The sequence below is a fragment of the Geothrix sp. 21YS21S-2 genome (assembly GCF_030846775.1).
Classification (GTDB): Bacteria; Acidobacteriota; Holophagae; order Holophagales; family Holophagaceae; genus Mesoterricola.
On record NZ_CP132910.1, the window covers coordinates 4,610,101 to 4,629,985 of the forward strand.

The 19,885-nt window shown below is 67.8% G+C and carries 20 protein-coding genes; 14 read left to right on the top strand and 6 right to left on the bottom strand.

Features of this window, described 5'->3' with window-relative positions:
• The first annotated feature begins 9 nt into the window (after positions 1-9).
• Positions 10-1,164: a cysteine desulfurase family protein gene (locus RAH40_RS20295; RefSeq protein ID WP_306599452.1), complete on the top strand. Its 1,155-nt coding sequence runs from the start codon at positions 10-12 to the stop codon at positions 1,162-1,164.
• Positions 1,165-1,166: 2 nt separating this feature from the next.
• On the opposite strand, the gene RAH40_RS20300 is transcribed toward RAH40_RS20295, so the two are convergent.
• Complete coding sequence (locus RAH40_RS20300; RefSeq protein ID WP_306599453.1) at positions 1,167-1,469, bottom strand: hypothetical protein; 303 nt, start codon at positions 1,467-1,469, stop codon at positions 1,167-1,169.
• A 209-nt stretch (positions 1,470-1,678) separates the two neighbouring features.
• On the opposite strand from RAH40_RS20300, the gene RAH40_RS20305 reads away from it, so the two are divergent.
• Positions 1,679-2,071, top strand: coding sequence for a BlaI/MecI/CopY family transcriptional regulator (locus RAH40_RS20305; protein ID WP_306599454.1), 393 nt, complete (start codon positions 1,679-1,681; stop codon positions 2,069-2,071).
• Positions 2,061-3,782 carry a M56 family metallopeptidase gene (locus tag RAH40_RS20310; RefSeq protein WP_306599455.1) on the top strand — a complete coding sequence of 574 codons (1,722 nt, stop codon included), beginning with the start codon at positions 2,061-2,063 and terminating at the stop codon, positions 3,780-3,782. Before RAH40_RS20305 ends, RAH40_RS20310 begins: the two co-directional genes overlap by 11 nt.
• A gap of 148 nt (positions 3,783-3,930) precedes the next feature.
• Here the strand turns inward: RAH40_RS20310 and btsR are convergent, their stop codons facing one another.
• Complete coding sequence (btsR, locus tag RAH40_RS20315; RefSeq protein ID WP_306599456.1) at positions 3,931-4,644, bottom strand: two-component system response regulator BtsR; 714 nt, start codon at positions 4,642-4,644, stop codon at positions 3,931-3,933.
• 202 nt (positions 4,645-4,846) lie between these two features.
• Here btsR and RAH40_RS20320 point away from each other — a divergent pair, with 202 nt between their 5' ends.
• Genes RAH40_RS20320 through RAH40_RS20350 form a run of 7 tightly spaced genes read left to right on the top strand, consistent with a single transcriptional unit; the run spans position 4,847 to position 11,112 of the window.
• The gene (locus RAH40_RS20320) at positions 4,847-5,371 is read left to right on the top strand and encodes a lactate utilization protein (protein ID WP_306599457.1); all 525 of its coding nucleotides are present in this window, start codon (positions 4,847-4,849) and stop codon (positions 5,369-5,371) included.
• Positions 5,368-7,500, top strand: a complete 2,133-nt coding sequence (gene ldhH / locus RAH40_RS20325; protein WP_306599458.1) for an L-lactate dehydrogenase (quinone) large subunit LdhH — start codon at positions 5,368-5,370, stop codon at positions 7,498-7,500. The genes RAH40_RS20320 and ldhH overlap by 4 nt, the downstream gene beginning before the upstream one ends.
• A gap of 16 nt (positions 7,501-7,516) precedes the next feature.
• Positions 7,517-9,196, top strand: coding sequence for a LytS/YhcK type 5TM receptor domain-containing protein (locus RAH40_RS20330; protein ID WP_306599459.1), 1,680 nt, complete (start codon positions 7,517-7,519; stop codon positions 9,194-9,196).
• Between the two features lie 19 nt (positions 9,197-9,215).
• Positions 9,216-9,566 (top strand): VOC family protein, encoded by a 351-nt coding sequence (locus tag RAH40_RS20335; protein WP_306599460.1) that lies wholly within the window; start codon positions 9,216-9,218, stop codon positions 9,564-9,566.
• Positions 9,556-10,428, top strand: coding sequence for a hypothetical protein (locus tag RAH40_RS20340; RefSeq protein ID WP_306599461.1), 873 nt, complete (start codon positions 9,556-9,558; stop codon positions 10,426-10,428). The genes RAH40_RS20335 and RAH40_RS20340 overlap by 11 nt, the downstream gene beginning before the upstream one ends.
• Positions 10,429-10,484: 56 nt before the next feature.
• Positions 10,485-10,778 (top strand): nucleotidyltransferase family protein, encoded by a 294-nt coding sequence (locus tag RAH40_RS20345; protein ID WP_306599462.1) that lies wholly within the window; start codon positions 10,485-10,487, stop codon positions 10,776-10,778.
• Positions 10,768-11,112, top strand: a complete 345-nt coding sequence (locus RAH40_RS20350) for a DUF86 domain-containing protein (RefSeq protein WP_306599463.1) — start codon at positions 10,768-10,770, stop codon at positions 11,110-11,112. The genes RAH40_RS20345 and RAH40_RS20350 overlap by 11 nt, the downstream gene beginning before the upstream one ends.
• On the opposite strand, the gene RAH40_RS20355 is transcribed toward RAH40_RS20350, so the two are convergent.
• Genes RAH40_RS20355 through lepA form a run of 3 tightly spaced genes read right to left on the bottom strand, consistent with a single transcriptional unit; the run spans position 11,109 to position 14,093 of the window.
• On the bottom strand, positions 11,109-12,002 hold the full coding sequence (locus RAH40_RS20355) for a response regulator (RefSeq protein WP_306599464.1): 894 nt from the start codon (positions 12,000-12,002) through the stop codon (positions 11,109-11,111). The genes RAH40_RS20350 and RAH40_RS20355 overlap by 4 nt on opposite strands.
• A 27-nt stretch (positions 12,003-12,029) precedes the next feature.
• Positions 12,030-12,272: a hypothetical protein gene (locus RAH40_RS20360; protein ID WP_306599465.1), complete on the bottom strand. Its 243-nt coding sequence runs from the start codon at positions 12,270-12,272 to the stop codon at positions 12,030-12,032.
• A 3-nt stretch (positions 12,273-12,275) separates the two neighbouring features.
• Complete coding sequence (lepA, locus tag RAH40_RS20365; RefSeq protein ID WP_306599466.1) at positions 12,276-14,093, bottom strand: translation elongation factor 4; 1,818 nt, start codon at positions 14,091-14,093, stop codon at positions 12,276-12,278.
• Positions 14,094-14,155: 62 nt separating this feature from the next.
• Between lepA and RAH40_RS20370 the strand changes: the two genes are divergently transcribed.
• Positions 14,156-15,622, top strand: a complete 1,467-nt coding sequence (locus RAH40_RS20370) for a carboxypeptidase-like regulatory domain-containing protein (protein ID WP_306599467.1) — start codon at positions 14,156-14,158, stop codon at positions 15,620-15,622.
• Here the strand turns inward: RAH40_RS20370 and RAH40_RS20375 are convergent.
• A complete protein-coding gene (locus RAH40_RS20375) occupies positions 15,615-16,679 on the bottom strand; it encodes a nitrogen regulation protein NR(II) (protein ID WP_306599468.1) in 1,065 nt (354 codons plus the stop codon). The genes RAH40_RS20370 and RAH40_RS20375 overlap by 8 nt on opposite strands.
• Positions 16,680-16,843: 164 nt before the next feature.
• Here RAH40_RS20375 and RAH40_RS20380 point away from each other — a divergent pair, with 164 nt between their 5' ends.
• The 3 genes from RAH40_RS20380 (at position 16,844) to ltrA (ending at position 19,734) form a co-directional block, all read left to right on the top strand.
• Entirely contained in the window at positions 16,844-17,401 is a 558-nt protein-coding gene (locus RAH40_RS20380) for an RNA polymerase sigma factor (protein ID WP_306599469.1), read from the top strand.
• Positions 17,394-17,732, top strand: coding sequence for a hypothetical protein (locus RAH40_RS20385; protein WP_306599470.1), 339 nt, complete (start codon positions 17,394-17,396; stop codon positions 17,730-17,732). Before RAH40_RS20380 ends, RAH40_RS20385 begins: the two co-directional genes overlap by 8 nt.
• A 682-nt stretch (positions 17,733-18,414) precedes the next feature.
• Positions 18,415-19,734, top strand: a complete 1,320-nt coding sequence (gene ltrA, locus RAH40_RS20390; RefSeq protein WP_306597942.1) for a group II intron reverse transcriptase/maturase — start codon at positions 18,415-18,417, stop codon at positions 19,732-19,734.
• Positions 19,735-19,885: the final 151 nt, after the last annotated feature.

The following is a 19,885-nucleotide window of genomic DNA, read 5'->3' on the forward strand; positions in this document are numbered from 1 at the left end:
CATAGGCGGATGCCGGAAGCCCCAGTCTACCTTGACAACAACGCCACCACCCGCCTCGCCCCCGAGGCCCTGGAGGCCATGCTGCCCTTCCTGGGGGACCAGTTCGGCAACGCCGGGAGCGCCCACGGGCTGGGAAGGCTCTCCGAAGGCGCCGTGGTCGTGGCCCGGGAACGCGTGGCCGCGCTCCTGGGCTGCGCTCCTGCCGAACTGGTCTTCAACAGCGGCGGCACCGAGGGCATCAACCACGCCTTCCGGGGGGTCTTCGAGGCCCTGCCCGCCAGGCGCCACTTCATCACCACCGCCGTGGAACACAGCGCCGTCCTGGCCTGCGCCGACTGGCTGCGCAAGCAGGGCGCCGAGGTGACCGTCCTGGGCGTGGACGCCCAGGGCCGCCTGGACCTGGCGGAGCTGGAGGCCGCCCTAACCCCCGCCACCGCCCTGGTGTCGGTCATGGCCGCCAACAACGAGACCGGCGTCCTCTTCCCCCTGGAGGACATCGCCCGCATCGTGAAGGCCCGGGGCGTCCTCCTCCACGTGGACGGCACCCAGGCCCTGGGCAAGGTGCCCGTGGACCTCGCCCGGATCCCTGTGGACCTCTTCAATTTCAGCGGCCACAAGTTCCACGGCCCCAAGGGCGCCGGCGGCCTCTTCCTGAGGCGCGGCCTGCGCCTGCGCCCCTTCATGATCGGCGGCGGCCAGGAGCGCGGCAGGCGCGGCGGCACCGAGAACGTGCCGGGAATCGTGGGCCTTGGCGTGGCCGCGGACCTCGCCCGCACCCACCTGGCCGGGGACTCCCGGGTGCGGACCCTGCGGGACCGCCTGGAGGCCTTCATCCTGGACCGCATCCCGGGCTCGGCCGTGAACGGCGCCCAGGCGCCCCGGGTGCCCAACACCTCGATGATCAGCTTCGGGGAGGTGGAGGGCGAGGCCGTGCTCCTGCGCCTGGACGAGGCCGGGGTCTGCGTGTCCACCGGCAGCGCCTGCACCACCGGCCAGAAGGAGCCCAGCCACGTGCTGCGGGCCATGGGAGCCCCGGACGCGATGGGCGCCGTGCGGTTCTCCCTGAGCCGGTACACCACGGAGGACGAGGTGGCCCGGGTGGAGGCCGTCCTGCCGGGGATCCTGTCGGAACTCAGGAGCCAGGGGCCCCTCGGAAGGCGCTGAACCTACGCGTGGGCGTGGATCCGGTCGAAGGCCAGCGGCACCTCGCCCGAGGCCACGTGCGGAGCCGTTATCCTCAGGTTCGGGAGGTTCTTCTTGAGCCAGTCCGCCGCGATCTTCGTCGATTCCTCACACCCCTTGCGGTTCTCGCAGATGGTGATGGTCGTGACGCCGTCCGAACCGTTGACAAGAAAGTAGGCGAGGAAGCCCGGCACCGCGCTGATGATCTTCTCCACCTCCTTGCCGTGCTTCGTGAGCTCGGCGGCGAGTTCCTTCTGGCCCTGGTAGTGACGCATGACCGTGTACATGGGACCTCCTGCTGAACGGCGCCCCGGGGGCGCCTTGGCTGTGGTCCTGGCCGGGGAGGGGGTTCGCCCTGGCCCCCGGTGCGGACGTCAAAGTATGGTGCGGCGTGAAATCGAGTCAATATCTCAAGACCCCCCGGGGCGCGGTGCGCGGAAAAGGGGCTTGACTACATTTGTAATCAGATTACGTTTGTAATCATGCGGGAGACCCCATGAAACCGAACGTACCGAAAATCTCCGATTCCGAATGGGTGGTGATGAAGGAACTCTGGCGTTCCCACCCCCAGACCGCGGGCCAGGTGGTCGAAAGCCTGACCGGGAAGACGTCCTGGGGACCGGCCACCATCAAGACCCTCATCAACCGCCTCGTCACCAAGAAGGCCCTGGCCTTCGTCAAGCAGGGGAGGGAATACCTCTACAGCCCCATCGCCTCGGAGGCGGATTGCGTGCGGGCGGAGAGCTCCTCCTTCCTGCGCCGGGTCTTCGACGGCGCGCTAACCCCCATGCTGGCGGCCTTCCTGGAGCGGGAGGACCTGGGTCCGGAGGAGATCGCCCGGCTGAAGGAGCTGCTGGACAGGAAGGGAGGTTCCCATGATGGCCGTTGAGCTCCCAGGGATCCTGTCCCAGTCCCTTCAGGCCAGCGCCCTCATCCTCCTGATCCTCGGCGTGCGGGCCCTGGTGCGCAACCGCTGGTCGGCGCGGTGGCAGGCCTCCCTCTGGGTGGTGCTGCTCGCGTCCATGATTGTGCCGTGGCGGCCTCCAGCGAGCCGCACCCTCGTCGTGGCGGTGCCCGCGGCGCTCAGCCGGCACCCGGTCGCCGGGGAGGTTCCCCGCGCCGCCGTGGACGCCGCCGGGGAGCCCAAGGCCGCCAGGCCCAGGATGCCCCTTCCGTCGCCGCGGACCGTGTGGCTGGCGGGAATGCTGATCCTGGCGCTGCGCCTGGCCCAGGTGAACCTCCGGCTCTGGATGGCCGTGCGCCGCGGGCGGGTCCTCACCTCCCAGCGGGTGCTGGACCTGCTGGAGGTCTGCAAGGAGGCCATGGGCGTGCGGACCCTGGTGGGCATCGTGCTCACGGACCGGGTGCCGGGGCCGGCGCTGTTCGGGTTCATCCGCCCGCGCCTGCTGCTGCCGCCCGCACTGGTGGAGGGCCTTTCCGACGAGGAGCTGCGGTTCGTCCTCCTTCACGAACTGGCCCATCTCAAGCGCCTGGACATCCACGTCGGCTGGCTATGCGCAGCGCTGCAGCTCCTCCACTGGTTCAACCCGCTGGTGTGGATCGCCTTCCACCAGATGCGCGGGGACCGGGAACTGGCCTGCGACGAGGAGGTGCTCGCGCGGCTCTCCTCGCCGGAAAGCCCGCGGTACGGCCGCACCCTCATCAAGCTCCTGGAACCCGTCCCGCCCACCCTTCTGCCCAGTCTCGCCGGCGTCTCCGAGAACGCCGCCCACTTCAAGAGGAGAATCCAGATGATCGCAGCCGCCCCCCGCCGCCACTGGACCCTGGCCCCGTCCCTTGCCTTCGCCGCCGTCGCCCTGTGCGCCCTGGGCGTGCGGATGCACGCGGAGGACGCCCCCGGCAAGCCCATCGTCGACCGGATCGACTACCCCTTCGTGACGGATCCCCAGGTGCTGGGAGGCTGGCGCTCGGTGGATTTCGTGGCGGAGCCCGCGGATTTCGACCCCGCGGCCCGCCAGTGGAAGCAGGATCTCTTCCTCAAGGAGCTTTTCGTTCGCCCCGGCGGGAAAACCAACTGGGCCTGGTCGTGGACCAAGGGCCTGTTCCTCCATCCGGGGGAGCACACCGCGTCCGCCTACGAAGTGCGCAACCTGGCCGGAAAGGACTATCTGTTTTTCCAGTGGAAGAGCGGCGACTACGTCCACCTGCACCGCAAGCCCAGGTGGTACGTCCTGGTCCGGGACGAGCGCCTCGTGACCCCCGAGACGCGCGTGGAGGACAGGGTCGACTACCCCTTCGTGGACGATCCCGAGGTGCACGGAGCATGGGTCGCCGTGGACTTCGTGAGGACGCCGGAGGCGTTCGATCCCGCCCGGATCGGGCCGGCGGGGGACTTCTTCCTGAGCCGGATCGAGTTCCTGGACGGGGGGAAGACCCGTTTCGGCTTCCGGGAGAACCGGATCAGCGAGAAGTCCACGTGGACCCGGGGCCTCGTTCTGAGCGCCGCCGACAAGACCGCCTCCGCCTACCAGATCCGGCGAATGGACGGAGCAACCTATCTCTTCTTCGAATGGAAGAGCGGCGACTACACGTTCCGCGCCCAGCGGCCCCAATACTACGTTCTGCGTCGGGCAATATAGGCGACCCCGTCCATCCCCGGCGAGCATTCCTTGCCGCGTGCCGGATGATGATTACTCGACGTCCTTGACCTCCAGTTCCATTCACGCCGCCATGGGAGCCCCCGGCTCCCCCATCGGCAGGCCCGATCGTCAGGTTTTGATACCACGACTAAATTCCCAGCCGCTCCTTCAGCGGCGCAAGGAACCGCCGGCTCACCGGCACGGTCCTCCCCGTGCGCGTGCGGATGAAGGCCGCGGCGGGGTCCCGGCGGTCGATCTCGTCGATGCAGGCCAGGTTCACCAGGTACTGCTTGTGGCAGCGCACCAGGTTGGCGCCCTTGGCCTCGAGGACCGTGAGGGTGAGTTCCGTCAGGAACTCGCCCCGGGGCGTGACCACGTAGACGCCGGCTTCGGAGGAACGCACGCTCTCCACCTCGGCGGTGTCCACGAGCTTGATGTTGGGGCCGGCGATGCAGGGGATGCGGTCGATGGGGGGGCCGGCGGGTGCGGGGCGGCGGCCTTCTCCCAGGAAGCGCTTGGCGCGTTCCAGGGCCTGGGCGAGGCGGGCGGGCTCCACGGGCTTGAGGAGGTAGTCGATGGCGTTGCGGTCGAAGGCCTTCAGGGCGTATTCGTCGTACGCGGTCACGAAGATCACGCAGGGCATCAGCTCGGGCTCGATCATGCTGAGCATCTGCATGCCGTCGACGCCGGGCATGGAAATGTCCAGGAAGAGCACGTCCGGGCGCGTTTCCCGCAGGGTTCGCAGCCCCTGCATGGCGCCGGGACACGTGCCCACCACGGTGACCTCGCCGGTCTCGGCCAGCAGGGCCTCCAGTTCCTCCCTGGCGTGGAGCTCGTCGTCCACCAGCACCGCCCGCAGCATTCCGCGACCTCCGACAAACATGACAATTGCAGTTGACTATAGCATTTCCCGGGTTTCCCGCCTCCGGTCGGGGCGGGTTTTGGACCGCTTGGGTCCGAATTGAAACCGATAGGCAAAATTCCACCGCGGACCCCGCCCCGGCCTTCCCTATCATCGTCCTACCGCATTTCATTCAACCTCCAGCCATAAGGCAGGGTGAACCATGGACAACCTGTTCGCTTCTTTCAAGGAACGCGCCGAGGCCGTGAGCGCCGAAGTGCACCGCTGCGGCACGGCCGCCGAGGCCCGGGACTTCGTCCAGGGCCTCCTCAAGGAGGTGGGCGGCACCGCCCTCTGGGCCCCTTGCGCCTTCCTGGAGGCCGAGGGCCGGCCGGCCTTCCCGGGCCTCTCCTACGACGTGACCCGGGAACGCGCGGCCGAGGCCAAGGTGGGCATCAGCCAGATGGACTGGGCCCTGGCCGACACCGGCACGCTGGTCGTGGACGCCACGGGGGTGGAGGGGCGCCTGGTGTCGACCCTGCCTCAGATCCACGTGGCCCTCATCGGGGCGGACCGGCTCCTGCCCGACATGGCTTCCGTCCTGGGGCGCATCAAGCCGTCCAAGGCCGGCTACCTGTCCATGATCACGGGCCCCAGCCGCACCGCGGACATCGAGCGGGTACTGACCATCGGCGTCCACGGGCCTGAGCGCCTCGTGATCGTCTTCGTCGAAGGGAGCGCGGCATGACCACCACGTTCAAGGAATCCATCCAGGACGCCCTGGCCAACCCCAATCTGAGGGGCGCCCTGGGGCGCTTCTCCGAAGCCTACAAGATCAGCCGGGAAAAGGCGTACGCGGGCATGGACTTCGAGGCCGTGCGGGACGCCGTGCGCGACGTGAAGGCGTACGGCGCCTCGCATCTCGAGGAGCTGGCCGAGGCCTTCAAGGCCAAGGCCGAGGCCGCGGGCGCCAAGGTCTACCGCGCCTCCGACCCCGCCGAGGTGAAGGCCTACATCCTGGCCCTGGCCAAGGAGAACGGCGTGCGGTCCATCGTCAAATCCAAGTCCATGGCCACGGAGGAGATCCACCTCAACAAGCACCTGGAGGCCGAGGGCATCGAGGTCTATGAGACCGACCTGGGCGAGTGGATCATCCAGCTGTGCCACCAGACTCCCTCCCACATGGTGATGCCCGCCATCCACATGACCAAGGAGGAGGTGGCCGAGGTCTTCTCCACCAAGGTGGAGGAGGGCCAGCAGCCCGACATCCCCAAGCTCGTGAAGTTCGCCCGCGGCAAGCTGCGGAACCGGTTCCTGGGCGCGGACATGGGCATCTCCGGCGCCAACATCGCGGTGGCCGAGACCGGCAGTCTCGTGCTGATCACCAACGAGGGCAACGCCCGGCTCGTGACCACGCTGCCGCGAATCCACGTGGCGGTCGTCGGCATCGAGAAGCTGGTGGCCACCTTCCAGGACGTCCAGCCCATCCTCCAGGCCCTGCCGCGCAACGCCACCAGCCAGCTGCTCACCAGCTACGTGTCGGTCATCACCGGCCAGGTGCCCAACACCGACGGCAGCCCCAAGCAGCTGCACATCATCCTCATGGACAACAAGCGCTCGGAGATGGCGGCGGACCCCAAGTTCCGCCAGGCCCTCCAGTGCATCCGCTGCGCCTCCTGCCTCAACGTGTGCCCCGTGTTCCGGCTCGTGGGCGGGCACGTCTTCGGAAAGGTGTACACGGGCGGCATCGGGACGATCCTCACCGCCTGGTTCGACGAGCTCAAGCAGTCCGACGACATCCAGGGCCTGTGCATCCAGTGCGGGGCCTGCAAGGACGTGTGCCCCGGCCGCATCGACATCCCCGAGCTCATCCTCGAGCTGCGCAGGCGCCTGGCGGTGGAGAAGGGCATGCCCCTGGTCCAGAAGGCCATCTTCGCGGTGGTCAACAACCGGCGGCTCTTCCACTCCCTGCTGAGGGCGGCCTCCGTGGCCCAGAAGCCCTTCGCCAAGGGCGGGTTCATCCGCCACCTTCCGCTGTTCCTGTCGGACCTCACGGACTTCCGGAGCCTGCCGGCCATCGCGCCCCGGCCCTTCCGGGACACCTTCAAGGAGATCGTGCAGCCGGAGTGCAAGGAGAAGGCCGCCATCTACGCGGGCTGCCTCATCGACTTCTCCTACCCGGAGATGGGCGAGTCCGTGGTGCGCGTGCTGAACAAGGCCGGCATCCAGGTCGTCTTCCCCGAGGGCCAGACGTGCTGCGGGGCCCCCGCGCGCTACAACGGCGCCTACGAGACCGCCGCGGGCAACGCCAAGGACAACATCAAGGCCCTGCTGGAGGAGGACGTGACCTACGTGGTCTCCGCCTGCCCCACCTGCACGGTGGCCCTCAAGGACGACTTCATCGCCACCTTCGAGAGCCTGGGGATGGAGGACGCCATCGGGGACGCGCGCAAGCTCGCCGCCAAGACCCTGGACTTCGCCACCCTGGTGAAGAAGCTTGTGGACGAAGGCCGGCTGGAGTTCAAGGACGGCCAGCAGGCCGAGACCGTCACCTACCACGACTCCTGCCACCTGAAGCGGACCCTCCACGCCCAGCAGGCCCCCCGGGACCTCCTGAAGAAGGCCGGCTTCACGGTCACCGAGATGAAGGAGTGCGACATCTGCTGCGGCATGGCGGGGTCCTACTCCCTCAAGCTGCCCGAGCTGAGCGCCCCCATCCTCGAGCGCAAGCTCGAGAACATCAAGGACACCGGGGCCACCTCCGTGGCCATGGACTGTCCGGGGTGCGTGATGCAGATCCGGGGCGGACTGGATAAGCTGGGGTCCGGCATCAAGGTCGAGCACACCGCCGTGAGGCTCGCGAAACGTCTGAAGTGACCTGAGCAGGGGGCCCGTGCGATCTCTGGTGACGCTCTTCCAGACCATCTCGGCCTTCCTGGTTCTGTTCTACCTCTACTGCGAATCCCCCGCGTTCCAGCCCCTGTCCTCGGACTGGGCCCGGCCGCGGGGGAGGGTGCGCCTGTTCCTGGTGTTCACCGGCATCACCATCCTGGGGAACTACCTGGGCACGCCGGTGCTGAAAGGCGGGGCGATCATCAACGCCCGGGCGGTGGGCTCGGTCCTTGCGGGCCTCCTCGGGGGACCCGTCCTGGGGGGCCTCGTGGGCGCCACCGCGGGCGTCCACCGCATGAGCCTGGGGGGCATCGCCGCCCTGTCCGGCGCCGTGGCCACCACCCTGGAGGGCGTGCTGGCCGGATTCCTGAACCGCAGGCTGCGGGACCGGCCCGAAGTGCTCATCACCATGCGGACCGCGCTCCTGGCCACCTTCGCCGGGGAGGTGCTGCACATGGGCATCGTGCTGCTCCTGACCCGGCCCTTCCCGGCGGCGGTGGAGATCGTCAAGGTCATCGCCCCGCCCATGGTCTTCCTGAATCCCGTGGGGGCCGCCCTGCTCATGGCGGTGCTGATGCACCGGCAGCGGGACCTCGACCGGGTGGCCGCGGCCTCCTCCGCCGCCGCCCTGAGGGTGGCGGAGCGCGCGCTGGGCCTCCTGGGTCGCGGCTTCGGTCCGGACACGGCTGGGGAGATGGCAGCCATCGTCAAGGAGGAAACGGGCGTCGGGGCCGTGGCGGTGACCGACAACGAGAAGGTGCTGGGCTTCGTGGGGCTGGGTTCGGACCACCACCGTCCCGGGAGCGCGATCTCCTCGGCCATCACGCGGCAGGCCATCCAGGACCGGGCCGTGGTCTTCGCCGACGGCATCCACCAGGTCTTCGAGTGCGGGGTCTCGGGCGACTGCCCCCTCCACTCCGCCCTGGTGGTGCCCCTGGAAGTGGACGGGACGGTGCTGGGCACCGTGCAGCTCTTCGAGCCCAAGAACCGCCGGTTCCTCCACATGAACCGCCGCCTCGGGGAGGGCATCGGGGCCCTCCTCTCCAGTCAGCTGCTCATCGCCAAGTACGAGGAGCAGAAGAACCTCCTGGTTCTCAGCGAACTCAGGCTCCTGCGGGCCCAGGTGAACCCCCACTTCCTCTTCAACTCCCTGAACACCATCATGGCCATCCTCCGCAACGACGCGGTCCGCGGCCGGGAGCTGGTGGGCCACCTCTCGGGCTACTTCCGCAAGAACCTCCAGCGCCACGGGGAGCTCAGCACCCTGGAGGAGGAATTGGAGCACATCCGGGCCTACCTGGAGATCGAGAAGGCCCGCTTCGAGGGGCTCCGGGTGGAGATCGACGTGGCCCCGGCCTTCCGGGCCGTGAAGGTCCCGACCTTCACCCTGCAGCCCCTCCTGGAGAACGCCATCCGCCACGGCGTCTCCCGCGTGCCGGGGCAGGGCACGGTGCGTATCCTCGCCTTCGCCGAGGGGGGAGCCCTGAGGATCGACGTGGAGGACGACGCCGGCGCCTTCGACGAGGGCCGGCGCTCCAGGGAGGGCCTGGGCCTGCGCATCGTCCAGAAGCGTCTGGCGAGCCTCTTCGGCCCCGGGGCCGGCCCCGAGATCCACTGCGAACCCGGCAGCCTCACCCGCATGACCATCCGGGTGCCCCTGGAGGGCGCCATGGTGGAATGATGGAGGCGGAGGCTCGACCATGGGCAACCCCGAGAACGCCATCTTCTACCTCGAATTCCCCGCCACGGACCTGGCCGCGACCAAGGCCTTCTACAGCTCCGTGTTCGGGTGGACCTTCACGGACTACGGCCCCGACTACGCATCCTTCGAGGACGGCCACATGTCCGGGGGCTTCACCCGGGACGAACCGGGCCCGGGCGGCGCCCCCCTCGCGGTGATCTTCAACAAGGACCTGGAGGCCGCAAGGGAGCGGGTGGCCAAGGGAGGGGGGCGGATCGTGAAGGAGATCTTCGGCTTCCCGGGCGGCAGGCGCTTCCACTTCGCCGACCCCAGCGGGAACGTGCTCGCCGTATGCACCGATGTGGAATAGGCCCGCCGCGCTGACGGCACTTCTCGCCGGGGCCCTGTACGGGCAGGCCCCGGGGAAGGTGGTGGTCCTGGAGGCCGCAACCACCGGGATCCCGCCCCTGCCCGCCAGCGTCGCGGAGGCCCGGAAGGGCTACGCCCGGACCCGCAAGGACCTGGACGCCTCCTACCGGGAGGCCGAGCGCTACCTGGCGGCGTGCACCCGGGAACTGGCCGCCCTGGGCCAGGCCGGCGCCCAGTTCACCCTTCCCGCCACCCTGGCCGGGGAGGCCAGGACCCTTTCCGGGTTCCTGTTCGACGGAGCGTTCCTGGCCCTGGAGGATCCGCTCCTCCAGCGCTGGAACGCGTGGCAGACCACCCTGCTCCGCCAGGGCCTGGACCGTCCCGCCGAGGCCCAGCGCATGGCCGACGGCATGCGGCTGCTGTCCTCGAGCAAGGCGGAGGTCACGGGCCGGGTCCCGCCCGCCGGCAGCACCCTGGAGGTCCTCTGCGAGGACCCCGCCGGCCAGGGCCGGACGGTGCTGCGCCTCCCCCCCAACGTCAGGTGGGTGGAGGTCATGGCCGTGGACCGCATGGAGTACGGCGCGAACACCGACTTCGGGAAGCTGGCCACGGACTACGCCGACGCCCAGGCCGCGCTCCTGGCCGAGGCCTGGAAGCCCCTGACCCTCCACCTGAAGAACGACGCCGCCGCGCTCCTGGACCTGGACCGGACGGCGCCGCCCACGGACGACCCCGGCCTGAAGGCCCTCAGGCTGATGGCGAGGGTGAACTACATGGAGCGGTTCCGGTCGACGCTGTGGTTCTGCCAGGTGGTATGGGCGCACATGGCGTCGAAGAAGGTGTTGTCAATTCAACAGATGTGATGACGACAACCGGAAAGTGCCTGACGGCATTATCCTGTAGCGGAAGGAACCTACCCATGGACCGGCAGGAAATCATAGCCACGCTCCAGCCCGCGATCCCTGAACTCATGGAGCGGTATGGTGTTCTCCATCTGGATCTCTTCGGCAGCTTCGCCCGGGGCGATGCGAAACCGGATAGCGATGTGGACTTCATCGTGACGTTCGTAGGCGACCCTACTTTTAGTCGGTTCATGGGCCTGAAGGAGGATCTGGAAGCTTTGTTGCTGCGGGATGTCGACCTTGTCACTTCGACCGGCTTGAGGCCCAGGATCCGGGAAGCCGTCCTGGCGGAAATGCACCGTGTCGCGTGATCCGGGGTTGTATCTCCAGGACATCCTGGCTGCCTGTTCAAAGATTCTGATCCTTGCCGAAGGTCTGGACCTCGAGGGATTTTCAGATGATTGGCGAACTCGGGACGCCGTTCTCCACAACCTGGAGGTGGCGGGCGAGGCCGTAAAACGATTACCGGCAGAAATCATTGCTGCCTGTCCCGAAATCCCGTGGAAGCGTATCGCCGGCTTCAGGGACGTGCTTGCCCATGCCTATTTCTCACTGGATGACGCTATCGTCTGGGACGTTGTCGCCAACCATATTGGACCTCTCCAGGAGACCGTCCGAAGAATCCTGGATCAGCTGGACGCCTAGGCCAGGCGGACCTCCGCCCGCACATGGTTCCCCGCCCCCAGGTATTCCAGGCGGTCGAAGCTGTCCATCTTCGCCATGAAGATCCCCCGTCCGTGGTTGTCGAACAGCCTGGACGGATTGGGCACCACGTAGGTCTTCCAGTCGAAGCCCTTGCCCTGGTCCCGCACCTCGAAGGCGATGCGGTCCGGGTGGCGGGTGACCTCCACCTCCACCCACTTGTCCTGGTTCTCGGGGAGGGCCTGGCGGCGGTTGATCTCGGCCTTCCAGCCGTTCTTCTCCAGGAGTTCGCCCTTCTCCGTGTAGGTGATGCCCAGGTTGCCGTGCTCCAGGGCGTTGATGAGGAGCTCCGAGAGGCCGGTGACGATCCGGGTGGGGTCGGGGCAGGCCTTGGCCAGGAGGTTGGCGAGCTCGTGGCACTCCAGAAGGGTGCGGAAGCGGAAACGGCCGTTCATCATCATGGAGAGCGGCGTGCCCAGGCGCTCCACCTCGGCGTGGAGCACGCGGATGCGGGCGATGTCCTGGGCGGCGGTCCTGACGATGCCCAGGACCACCCGCTGGGTGAAGGGCTTGGTGAGGTAGTAGTAGGCGCCGGCCTCCATGCCCCGCTGGATGTCCTCGGGGGAGTTGGAGGCGGTCTGGAGGATGACGGGGAGGTCCTTGAGGTGGGCGTTGGCCTTCATGCGCTTGAGGACCTGGAAGCCGTTCATGCGGGGCATCACCAGGTCCATGAGGAGGACGTCGAAGGACTCCGGCGCCTTGCGCAGGTAGGCCAGGACCTCCGCCCCGTCCTCCGCGGCCACGGTCTCCATGCCCGCCTTGCTGAGCACCCGGACCAGGAGCGCGAGATTCGTGGAATCATCGTCGGCGACCAGGACTCGGATCTTGCTCATGGGCCCACCTGGGGGAGATGATAGCCGCTATTTATGGAACAGGGGGGCCGAGCACTGCCTGCAGTTGGTCTGGTGCGGGGGGTTCCGGGTGCCGCAGTGGGAGCAGATCTTGTCCTGCGACCGCTTCCGGCGGTAGAGGCGGAGGTACATGAGCCCCAGCAGCACGCAGAGGATCACGCCCTTCTCGGGTCCGGTGAGGACGAAGCCGGTGAGGCTCTTCACGCCGGCCTTCGGCGCCTGCTGGGTGACCTCCATGGACGGCTGGGCCATGGCTCAGCTCTCCACTTTGAGGATGGCCAGGAAGGCTTCCTGGGGGATGTCGACGCTGCCGATGGACTTCATGCGCTTCTTGCCTTCCTTCTGCTTGGCCAGGAGCTTCTTCTTGCGGGAGATGTCGCCGCCGTAGCACTTGGCCAGCACGTCCTTGCGCCGGGCCTTGACGTTGGTGCGGGCCACGATCTTGGCGCCGATGGCGGCCTGGATGGCCACGTCGAACATCTGCTGGGGGATGACCTCCTTCATGCGCACCGTCAGGCCGTGGCCCATGGCCTGGCTCTTGGAGCGGTGCACGAGGATGGAGAGGGCGTCCACGGGCTCGCCGTTGACGAGGATGTCCATCTTCACCAGGTCGGACTCCCGGTAGCCCTTCATGTGGTAGTCGAAGCTGGCGTAGCCCTTGGAAATGGACTTGAGCTTGTCGTAGAAGTCCAGCACCACCTCGTTCAGGGGCAGCTCGTAGACGAGCATGACCCGGTCCTTGCCCACGTACTCCAGGCGCTGCTGGAGGCCGCGGCGGTCCTCGCAGAGCTTCAGGAGGCCGCCCACGAAGTCGGGGCGGGTGAGGATGGTGGCCTCGATCAGCGGCTCCTCGATGCGGTTGATGCGGGGCAGGGGGGGCAGCTTGGAGGGGTTGTCCACGTCCACCTCGGTGTCGTCCGTGAGGAACACGTGGTAGCGCACGGAGGGGGCGGTGGTGATGAGGTCCAGGTCGAATTCACGCTCCAGGCGCTCCTGGACGATCTCCATGTGCAGGAGGCCCAGGAACCCGCACCGGAAGCCGAAGCCCAGGGCCTGGCTGGTCTCGGGCTCGTACTTGAACGAGCTGTCGTTGAGCCGCAGCTTGTCCATGGCGTCCCGGAGGTCCTCGTAGTCCTCGCTGTTGGTGGGGAAGATCCCCGCGAACACCACGGGCTGGAGCTCCTTGAAGCCCTTGAGCATCTCCGTGGAGGGGCGGGTGGTGTTGGAGAGGGCGTGGGTGAGGGTGTCGCCCACCTTGATGTCGGCCAGCGTCTTGATGCTGCCGGTGACGTAGCCCACCTCGCCCACGGTCAGTTCGTCCACCTTGCTCATCTTGGGGTTGAAGACCCCCACCTCGTCCACCCGGTGGTCGCTGCCGGTGGCCATGAAGTGCATGGTCTCCCCGGCCTTGAGGGTGCCGTTGAAGATGCGCACGAGGCACACCACGCCCCGGTACTGGTCGTAGTGGCAGTCGAACACCAGGGCCTGGAGGGGCGCCTTGGGGTCGCCCTTGGGGGGCGGGACGCACTTGACGATCTGCTCCAGCACCGCCAGGCAGTTCTCGCCGGTCTTGGCGGAGACGTTGATGGCGTGCGCCGTGTCCACGAGGCCGATGACGGTGTTGATCTCCTCCAGCACGCGCTCGGGCTCCGAGCTGGGCAGGTCGGTCTTGTTCAGGACCGGGAAGATCTCCAGCTCGTTCTCCAGGGCCAGGTAGGTGTTGGCCAGGGTCTGGGCCTCCACGCCCTGGGTGGAGTCCACCACCAGGATGGCCCCCTCGCACGCGGCCAGGCTCCGGCTCACCTCGTAGGTGAAGTCCACGTGCCCGGGGGTGTCGATGAGGTTGAGGGTGTAGATGTTGCCGTCCAGCGCGGGGTACTTGAGGGTCACCGCGTGGGCCTTGATGGTGATGCCACGCTCCCGCTCCAGCTCCATGTCGTCGAGTATCTGGGCCTGCATGTCCCGCCGGGCGATGGTGTTGGTGAGCTCCAGGAGCCGGTCGGCCAGGGTGGACTTCCCGTGGTCGATGTGGGCGATGATGGAGAAGTTGCGGATGAGGTTGGATTCGGTCACGCGTGGCCTTTTGAGGATCAGTCCGGGGGTTTCCTAGAACCGTCCATTGTATCGTTGAATCCATGGTACGTCTGCTATTGACCCTCCTCCTGAGCCTTCCGGCCCTCGCCGTGCCCGTGACGGGCCGGGTCACGGACGGCGCCCGGGGCCTGGAAGGGGTCCGGGTCCACCCCGACCGCGGGGTGCGGGTGCGGCCGCGGGTCCAGCCCCCGGTGGCCTATACCGACGCCCAGGGGGCCTTCTCCCTGGACCTGGACCCGGCCGAAACCCATGTGGTGGTCGAGAAATCCGGGTTCCAGCGGGACCTGGTCCCGGTGGGGGAGCTGGCGGCCCCGGTGGTGCTGGGCCGGGCCCCGGGCTTCCGGAAGGAGCGGGTGCTGGTGGTGCGCCTGGACTTCCCGGACCAGGCCCCGTTGCGCACCGACGCCGAGCTGCGGGCCCTCTTCTTCGGGCGGGGCGCGGGGGAGGCCAGCGCCGCCAACTACTTCTACGAGATCTCCAAGGGGAGCCTGGAGCTGGAGGAGGGGGCCTTCCTCCACCTGGCCGACGCCGTCCATCCCGCCCCCCGCACCGACGCCCAGCGGGGAACCCTGGTCGCCTGGGTCCTGGAGCGGATCAAGTCCATGGACCTTAAGGCCTACGACCAAGTGGACAACCGCACCGGCGCCTTGCGTCCGGACGGCAAGCCCGACCACCTGTGGGTCGTCCCGCCCGGCCCCCCGGGCACGGTCACCCGGAGCGTGAAGGAACTCACCGCCATCTGCCTCCTGGAGCCCCTCCCGTGGAACCGCTACGTCCAGTGGCCCGCGGTCTTCTTCACGGACGAGACCCCCCTGGGCTTCATCGTCCACGAGGCCCTCCACGCCATGGGCGAGAACCGCGTGGACGACTTCTACCTGGATTCCAGGCACCCGCTCACCGCCGGCGCCTGGGACGTCATGGACGCCGGCATGTTCCGGGGGTGGGACCGCTTCCACCCCGAGGCCGGCCCCTGGCAGGAGGACACGGCCTACAGCCCCTCCCAGCCCATGGGCTGGGTGCGCGACCGCCTCTGGTACCACGGCGCCTTCAAGGACACCGTGAGCACCCTGCAGGTGCGCCGGGCCTGGGAGGGCTGGCTGGATCCCCTGGAGCGGGCCCCCCGGGACCTCCCCCAGCGCCTGGTGATCCCCGACCCCCGCCGCCGGGGCCGGTTCTGGGAGCTGAACGTGCGCCGCCCGCTGGGCTTCGACCGGGGCCGGGTGGGGGACCGCTGGGGCCCGGGTTACGAAGGCCTGGTCGTGGCCCGGGTGGATCCCGGCCTTCTCACCCGGGGCGAGCCCAGGGGCCCCGTGCGGATCGTCGACGCCCACCCCCGCACCCCCGGGCCGCCCGCGCCCAGCTACCCCGGGGGCCGGTGGCAGCTGGACGACGCGGCCTTCAACGTGGGCCCCGGCGAGGCGCCCGCGGGCAGGGACGGCCCCCTGTCCTGGGAGGTCCTGGAGGCGGACGCCTCGGGCCGGCTGCGGGTGCGGGTGAGGGTCAGGTAGCTTCCGGCAGGGTGATGCGGAACCGGCTGCCCCTTCCGGGAGCGCTCGTGACCTGGATGCTGCCGCCGTGGCGGCGCAGGGTCGAATGGACGCTGGCGAGCCCCAGGCCCGTGCCGCGCTCGCCCTTGGTGGTGAACATGGGGGTGAAGAGCTGGCGCTGCACCTCATTGGTCATGCCCACCCCGTCGTCGGCGATCTCCACCACCGCCCCTCCAGTCTCCCTGAGCGAGCGGACCCGCACGGTGCCCTGGCCCTGGATGGCGTCGACGGCGTTGCGCAGCAGGTTCAGCAGGGCGTCGCGGAGCTCGGGGCCGTCCCCCGCGACCGGCAGGCTCCCGGGGACGAGGTCGGTGCGGAACCGGATGCCGCGCCCTTCGTCCAGGGCGGCCCTGTCCGCGAAGGAGCGCGCGAACTCCACCGCCGTGCGGAGGGCCTCGTTCAGGTCCAGCCGCCCCGGACTGCGGGGGAGGTCGGGCTTGGCGATCTCCAGGCAGCGGGTCACCAGGGAGGTGCCGTCCCCCACCGCCTGGAGGACCCTGGCCAGGTGCCGGTCCACCTCCGGATCCGCCCGCTCCCGGGCGGCCTCGGCGCTCATCTGGACGACGGTGAGGAGGTTGTTGAAGTTGTGGGCCACCTTGGCGGCCACCGAGCCCAGCTCGCTGAAGCGCTGGCTCTGCAGGATGCGCTCCCTGAGCAGCTCCCGTTCCGTCACGTCGGCCACGAAGATGACGCAGAGGTACTCCTCGCCCTTCCGGAAAGGGTGGAGGTGGATCCGCACCTGGCGCGCCCCCAGGGCGAAGGGGAACGTGAAGTCGAATTCGACCTGGTCCTCGCCGCGCTCCATGAGGTCCTTGAACCGGCCGTGGAACTCCCGGACCTCGGTGCAGGGCGCCACGTCCCGGAAGAAGTTCCTCCCGACCACCTCCTCCCGCCGCCGGCCGGAGATCTGCTCCTCCCGCTGGTTGTAGTAGAGGATCTCGCCCTGGTCGTTCACCACGATCACGCCCAGGGGCAGCAGCTCCAACGTCGCGAAATCAAGGGACGCCTCGATGCCCATCGGAAACCTCGGCCGGGTCCATCCCGGGTCCTCATCATGATGCAGGAAATTCTGGAATGAAAGGTGTTCGGTCTCCCTTCCCGGGAAAGGGAAGGAAACCCACAATATTCCCCGGGTTCCGCCGTCTTCAGGTATAGAAGGAGGAACCCCTGGAAGCCGCCTGGATGTCCGAGCAGGATCGTCAGATCACCGAAGCCGTCGCGCGCGAGGCGTCCAGACTCCGGAACTTCATCCGGAAATGGGTGCCCGAGGAAGCCGACGCGGAGGACGTCCTCCAGGAGGTGTTCTTCGAGCTGGTGGAAGCCCAGCGCCTGATGACGCCGCTGCAGGAAGCGGGGGCGTGGATGTTCCGGGTGGCCCGCAACCGCATCACCGACCTCTTCCGGCGCCGGGGGAACGAGCTCCGGCGGCAGGCCCCCTTCGAAAAGGACCCGGAGGGCGAGGAGCGGGCCCTGGAGGACTTGCTGCCCTCCCGGGACGCGGGGCCCGAGGCCGCCTTCGCGAGGCGGGTGCTGCTGGAGGAGCTGGACGCGGCTCTGGAGGAACTGCCCGAGGAGCAGCGGGCGGTGTTCGTGGCCCACGAGCTGGAAGGGCGGAGCTTCAAGGAACTGGCGGCGGCCACGGGGCTCCCCGTGAACACGCTGCTGTCGAGGAAACACTACGCGGTAGTGCATCTGCGCAAGCGCCTGCGGGCGATCTACGAGGAGTACGTCGATGTTTAGGCACAAGGGAATGACCGTCCGCAAGGGGATCGGCATCGCCGTCCTGGGCGTGGCGGCGGTGGCGGTGCTGGGGTACGTCGTGATGGGGCTGTGGAACGGACTGATGCCGGCGATCTTCGGGCTGCGGGCCATCCACTTCTGGCAGGCCGTGGGCCTCCTGGTGCTGAGCCGGATCCTGTTCGGGGGCTTCCACAGGTCCCACGGCGGCGGCTGGCACCGGCGCCATCACATGATGCGGCGCTGGGAGGGCATGACCCCGGAGGAGCGGGAGAAGTTCCGGCAGGGCCTCCGGGGCCGGCACTGCGGCTGCGGCGAAACGGGGCAGGTGTAGGCGGGGATTTTTTCATCCTGTTGCCATCCCCGTTCATCCCCTGCAAATTCAGCGTTTAAATTGCCGGGGATGGACGGGGAGTGCGCCAGGCCAAGCCTGGGCGAGGAGGATGGATGACCTAAGACAGACTGAAACCTCGCAATGGAGCCCAGCGGGGAGGCAGCAAGCCCCGCCCGGCAAAGCTGGCCAGCAGCCGGAACCGAGTCTTGCGTGGGGAAGGGCGACCGACCTCGTGAAGCGTAGACAGGGAGTGCATGGGCCGTGTGATGGAGCCCCGAAAGCATCCAACCGTGGGAGTCGACGCCGTTCTCCGATCGGAAGACAGCACCCGAAGGTCGCAAGGGCCTGACCGTAGGGTCCCACCGGGGTCATAGAGCAGGGCACGTGCACAGGGGTTCCCCAGGAACCTGGGAGATCCAGCCATCTCCGCCAACAACCCAGTGGTGAGGGAAGCCACGTAAAACGAACCCAGGCTCGCCGGGGGGTGCCGCCCCCGGCGGGAGCGAACAGCCGGCACAGGGCGGTACCGCAAACTGAAGGAAACGAAGGAGCGCGGGAGGGGTGGCCGGAAGTCGGAGCAGCTCATAGTAGCGATGATCGCGGGGAACCGGGCCGCCGGGACCCGCTGGAGCCAAGGAGCTGCCGGATCACGGAACCGTTGAAGGGAAAGATAATGGGTGCAATGACATCCAACAGCGTCTCCACGAAACAACAACGGATCGCAGAACTGGCCAGGATCCACCCGGAGGTGGCTTTCACCTCCTTGGCCTACCACATGGACCTGGACTGGATGAAGGAAGCCTTCGGGCGCACCCGCAAGGATGGGGCGACCGGGGTGGACGGCGTGACGGGCAAGGAATACGGGGAAAACCTGGAGTCCAACCTCCAGAGCCTCCTGAACCGGGCTAAGAACGGCGACACCTACAAGGCCCCTCCAGTCCGGAGAACCTACATCCCGAAAGGGGATGGCAGCCAACGCCCCCTGGGCATTCCCGCCTTCGAAGACAAGGTCCTGCAAAGGGCCGTGGTGATGGTGATGGAACCGCTCTATGAGCAGGACTTCCTGGACTGCTCCTACGGGTTCAGGCCCGGGCGCTCCGCGCACATGGCGCTGGAGGCGATTTGGCAGGGGTTGATGGACATGGGGGGAGGCTGGGTGCTTGACGTGGATATCCGTAAGTATTTCGATACTTTGGACCACGGGAAGCTGCGGGAAATCCTTGACCTGCGGATGAAGGACGGCGTTCTGAGGCGCCTGATCGGCAAATGGCTCAACGCGGGCGTGCTGGAGAAAGGATGCATCACGCACCCGGAAACCGGCTCGCCCCAGGGCGGGGTGGTCAGTCCGATGCTCGCCAACATCTACCTCCACGAGGTGCTGGACGTGTGGTTTGAAAGGGAGGTCAAGCCCCGACTCCGGGGTCGGGCCTTCCTGGTGCGCTACGCGGACGACTTCGTGATGGGCTTTGCCCAGGAGGAGGATGCCAAGCGGGTTATGGAAGTCCTGCCCAAGCGGTTCGAGCGGTATGGCCTGACGATCCACCCGGATAAGACCCGGCTGGTGGAGTTCTGGAAGCCGAGGGAGCCCAGGGACCCCAATGGGGGACCAGGCCACTTCGACTTCCTGGGATTCACCCACTACTGGGCCACGGCCAAGAACGGCCGGTGGGTGGTGAAGCGGAAGACCGCGAAGAGCCGGATGAGTCGGGCGCTCACGAAGATCGGGGAGTGGATGGCCAAACACCGCCACCTCCCGGTGCGCGAGCAATGGCGGACGATCAACCAGAAACTGGTCGGTCACTTCAGGTATTACGGGATCACGGGGAACTCCAGGGCCCTGGCGCACTTCCGCTATGAAGTTGGGCGAAGGTGGCGTGGATGGCTCAACCGGAGGTCCCAGCGGGCCCGCATGACCTGGGATCGCATGAACAAGCTTCTGGCTCGGTTCCCACTGGCCCCAGCCATCAGTTACGCATCGAAACTACGTCCTCAGCGACCGTGACGAGGAGCCGGATGCGGTAGTCCCGCACGTCCGGATCTGAGGGGGGCCGGGGGCGCAAGCTCCCCGGCCTACCCGACTGGAAAAGATAAAAAGCAGATCCGTGCATTTCCCGCGGGAATTCCGCATGTGTGAGATCATGGATCCGGGCTGA

Bases quoted from the DNA above. Each gene is read 5' to 3' on its own strand.
- RAH40_RS20295 (WP_306599452.1), top strand. From the start codon at position 10: ATGCCGGAAGCCCCAGTCTACCTTGACAACAACGCCACCACCCGCCTC.
- RAH40_RS20300 (WP_306599453.1), bottom strand. From the start codon at position 1,469: ATGTACACGGTCATGCGTCACTACCAGGGCCAGAAGGAACTCGCCGCC.
- RAH40_RS20305 (WP_306599454.1), top strand. From the start codon at position 1,679: ATGAAACCGAACGTACCGAAAATCTCCGATTCCGAATGGGTGGTGATG.
- RAH40_RS20310 (WP_306599455.1), top strand. From the start codon at position 2,061: ATGGCCGTTGAGCTCCCAGGGATCCTGTCCCAGTCCCTTCAGGCCAGC.
- btsR (WP_306599456.1), bottom strand. From the start codon at position 4,644: ATGCTGCGGGCGGTGCTGGTGGACGACGAGCTCCACGCCAGGGAGGAA.
- RAH40_RS20320 (WP_306599457.1), top strand. From the start codon at position 4,847: ATGGACAACCTGTTCGCTTCTTTCAAGGAACGCGCCGAGGCCGTGAGC.
- ldhH (WP_306599458.1), top strand. From the start codon at position 5,368: ATGACCACCACGTTCAAGGAATCCATCCAGGACGCCCTGGCCAACCCC.
- RAH40_RS20335 (WP_306599460.1), top strand. From the start codon at position 9,216: ATGGGCAACCCCGAGAACGCCATCTTCTACCTCGAATTCCCCGCCACG.
- RAH40_RS20340 (WP_306599461.1), top strand. From the start codon at position 9,556: ATGTGGAATAGGCCCGCCGCGCTGACGGCACTTCTCGCCGGGGCCCTG.
- RAH40_RS20345 (WP_306599462.1), top strand. From the start codon at position 10,485: ATGGACCGGCAGGAAATCATAGCCACGCTCCAGCCCGCGATCCCTGAA.
- RAH40_RS20355 (WP_306599464.1), bottom strand. From the start codon at position 12,002: ATGAGCAAGATCCGAGTCCTGGTCGCCGACGATGATTCCACGAATCTC.
- RAH40_RS20360 (WP_306599465.1), bottom strand. From the start codon at position 12,272: ATGGCCCAGCCGTCCATGGAGGTCACCCAGCAGGCGCCGAAGGCCGGC.
- RAH40_RS20370 (WP_306599467.1), top strand. From the start codon at position 14,156: ATGGTACGTCTGCTATTGACCCTCCTCCTGAGCCTTCCGGCCCTCGCC.
- RAH40_RS20375 (WP_306599468.1), bottom strand. From the start codon at position 16,679: ATGGGCATCGAGGCGTCCCTTGATTTCGCGACGTTGGAGCTGCTGCCC.
- RAH40_RS20380 (WP_306599469.1), top strand. From the start codon at position 16,844: ATGTCCGAGCAGGATCGTCAGATCACCGAAGCCGTCGCGCGCGAGGCG.
- RAH40_RS20385 (WP_306599470.1), top strand. From the start codon at position 17,394: ATGTTTAGGCACAAGGGAATGACCGTCCGCAAGGGGATCGGCATCGCC.
- ltrA (WP_306597942.1), top strand. From the start codon at position 18,415: ATGACATCCAACAGCGTCTCCACGAAACAACAACGGATCGCAGAACTG.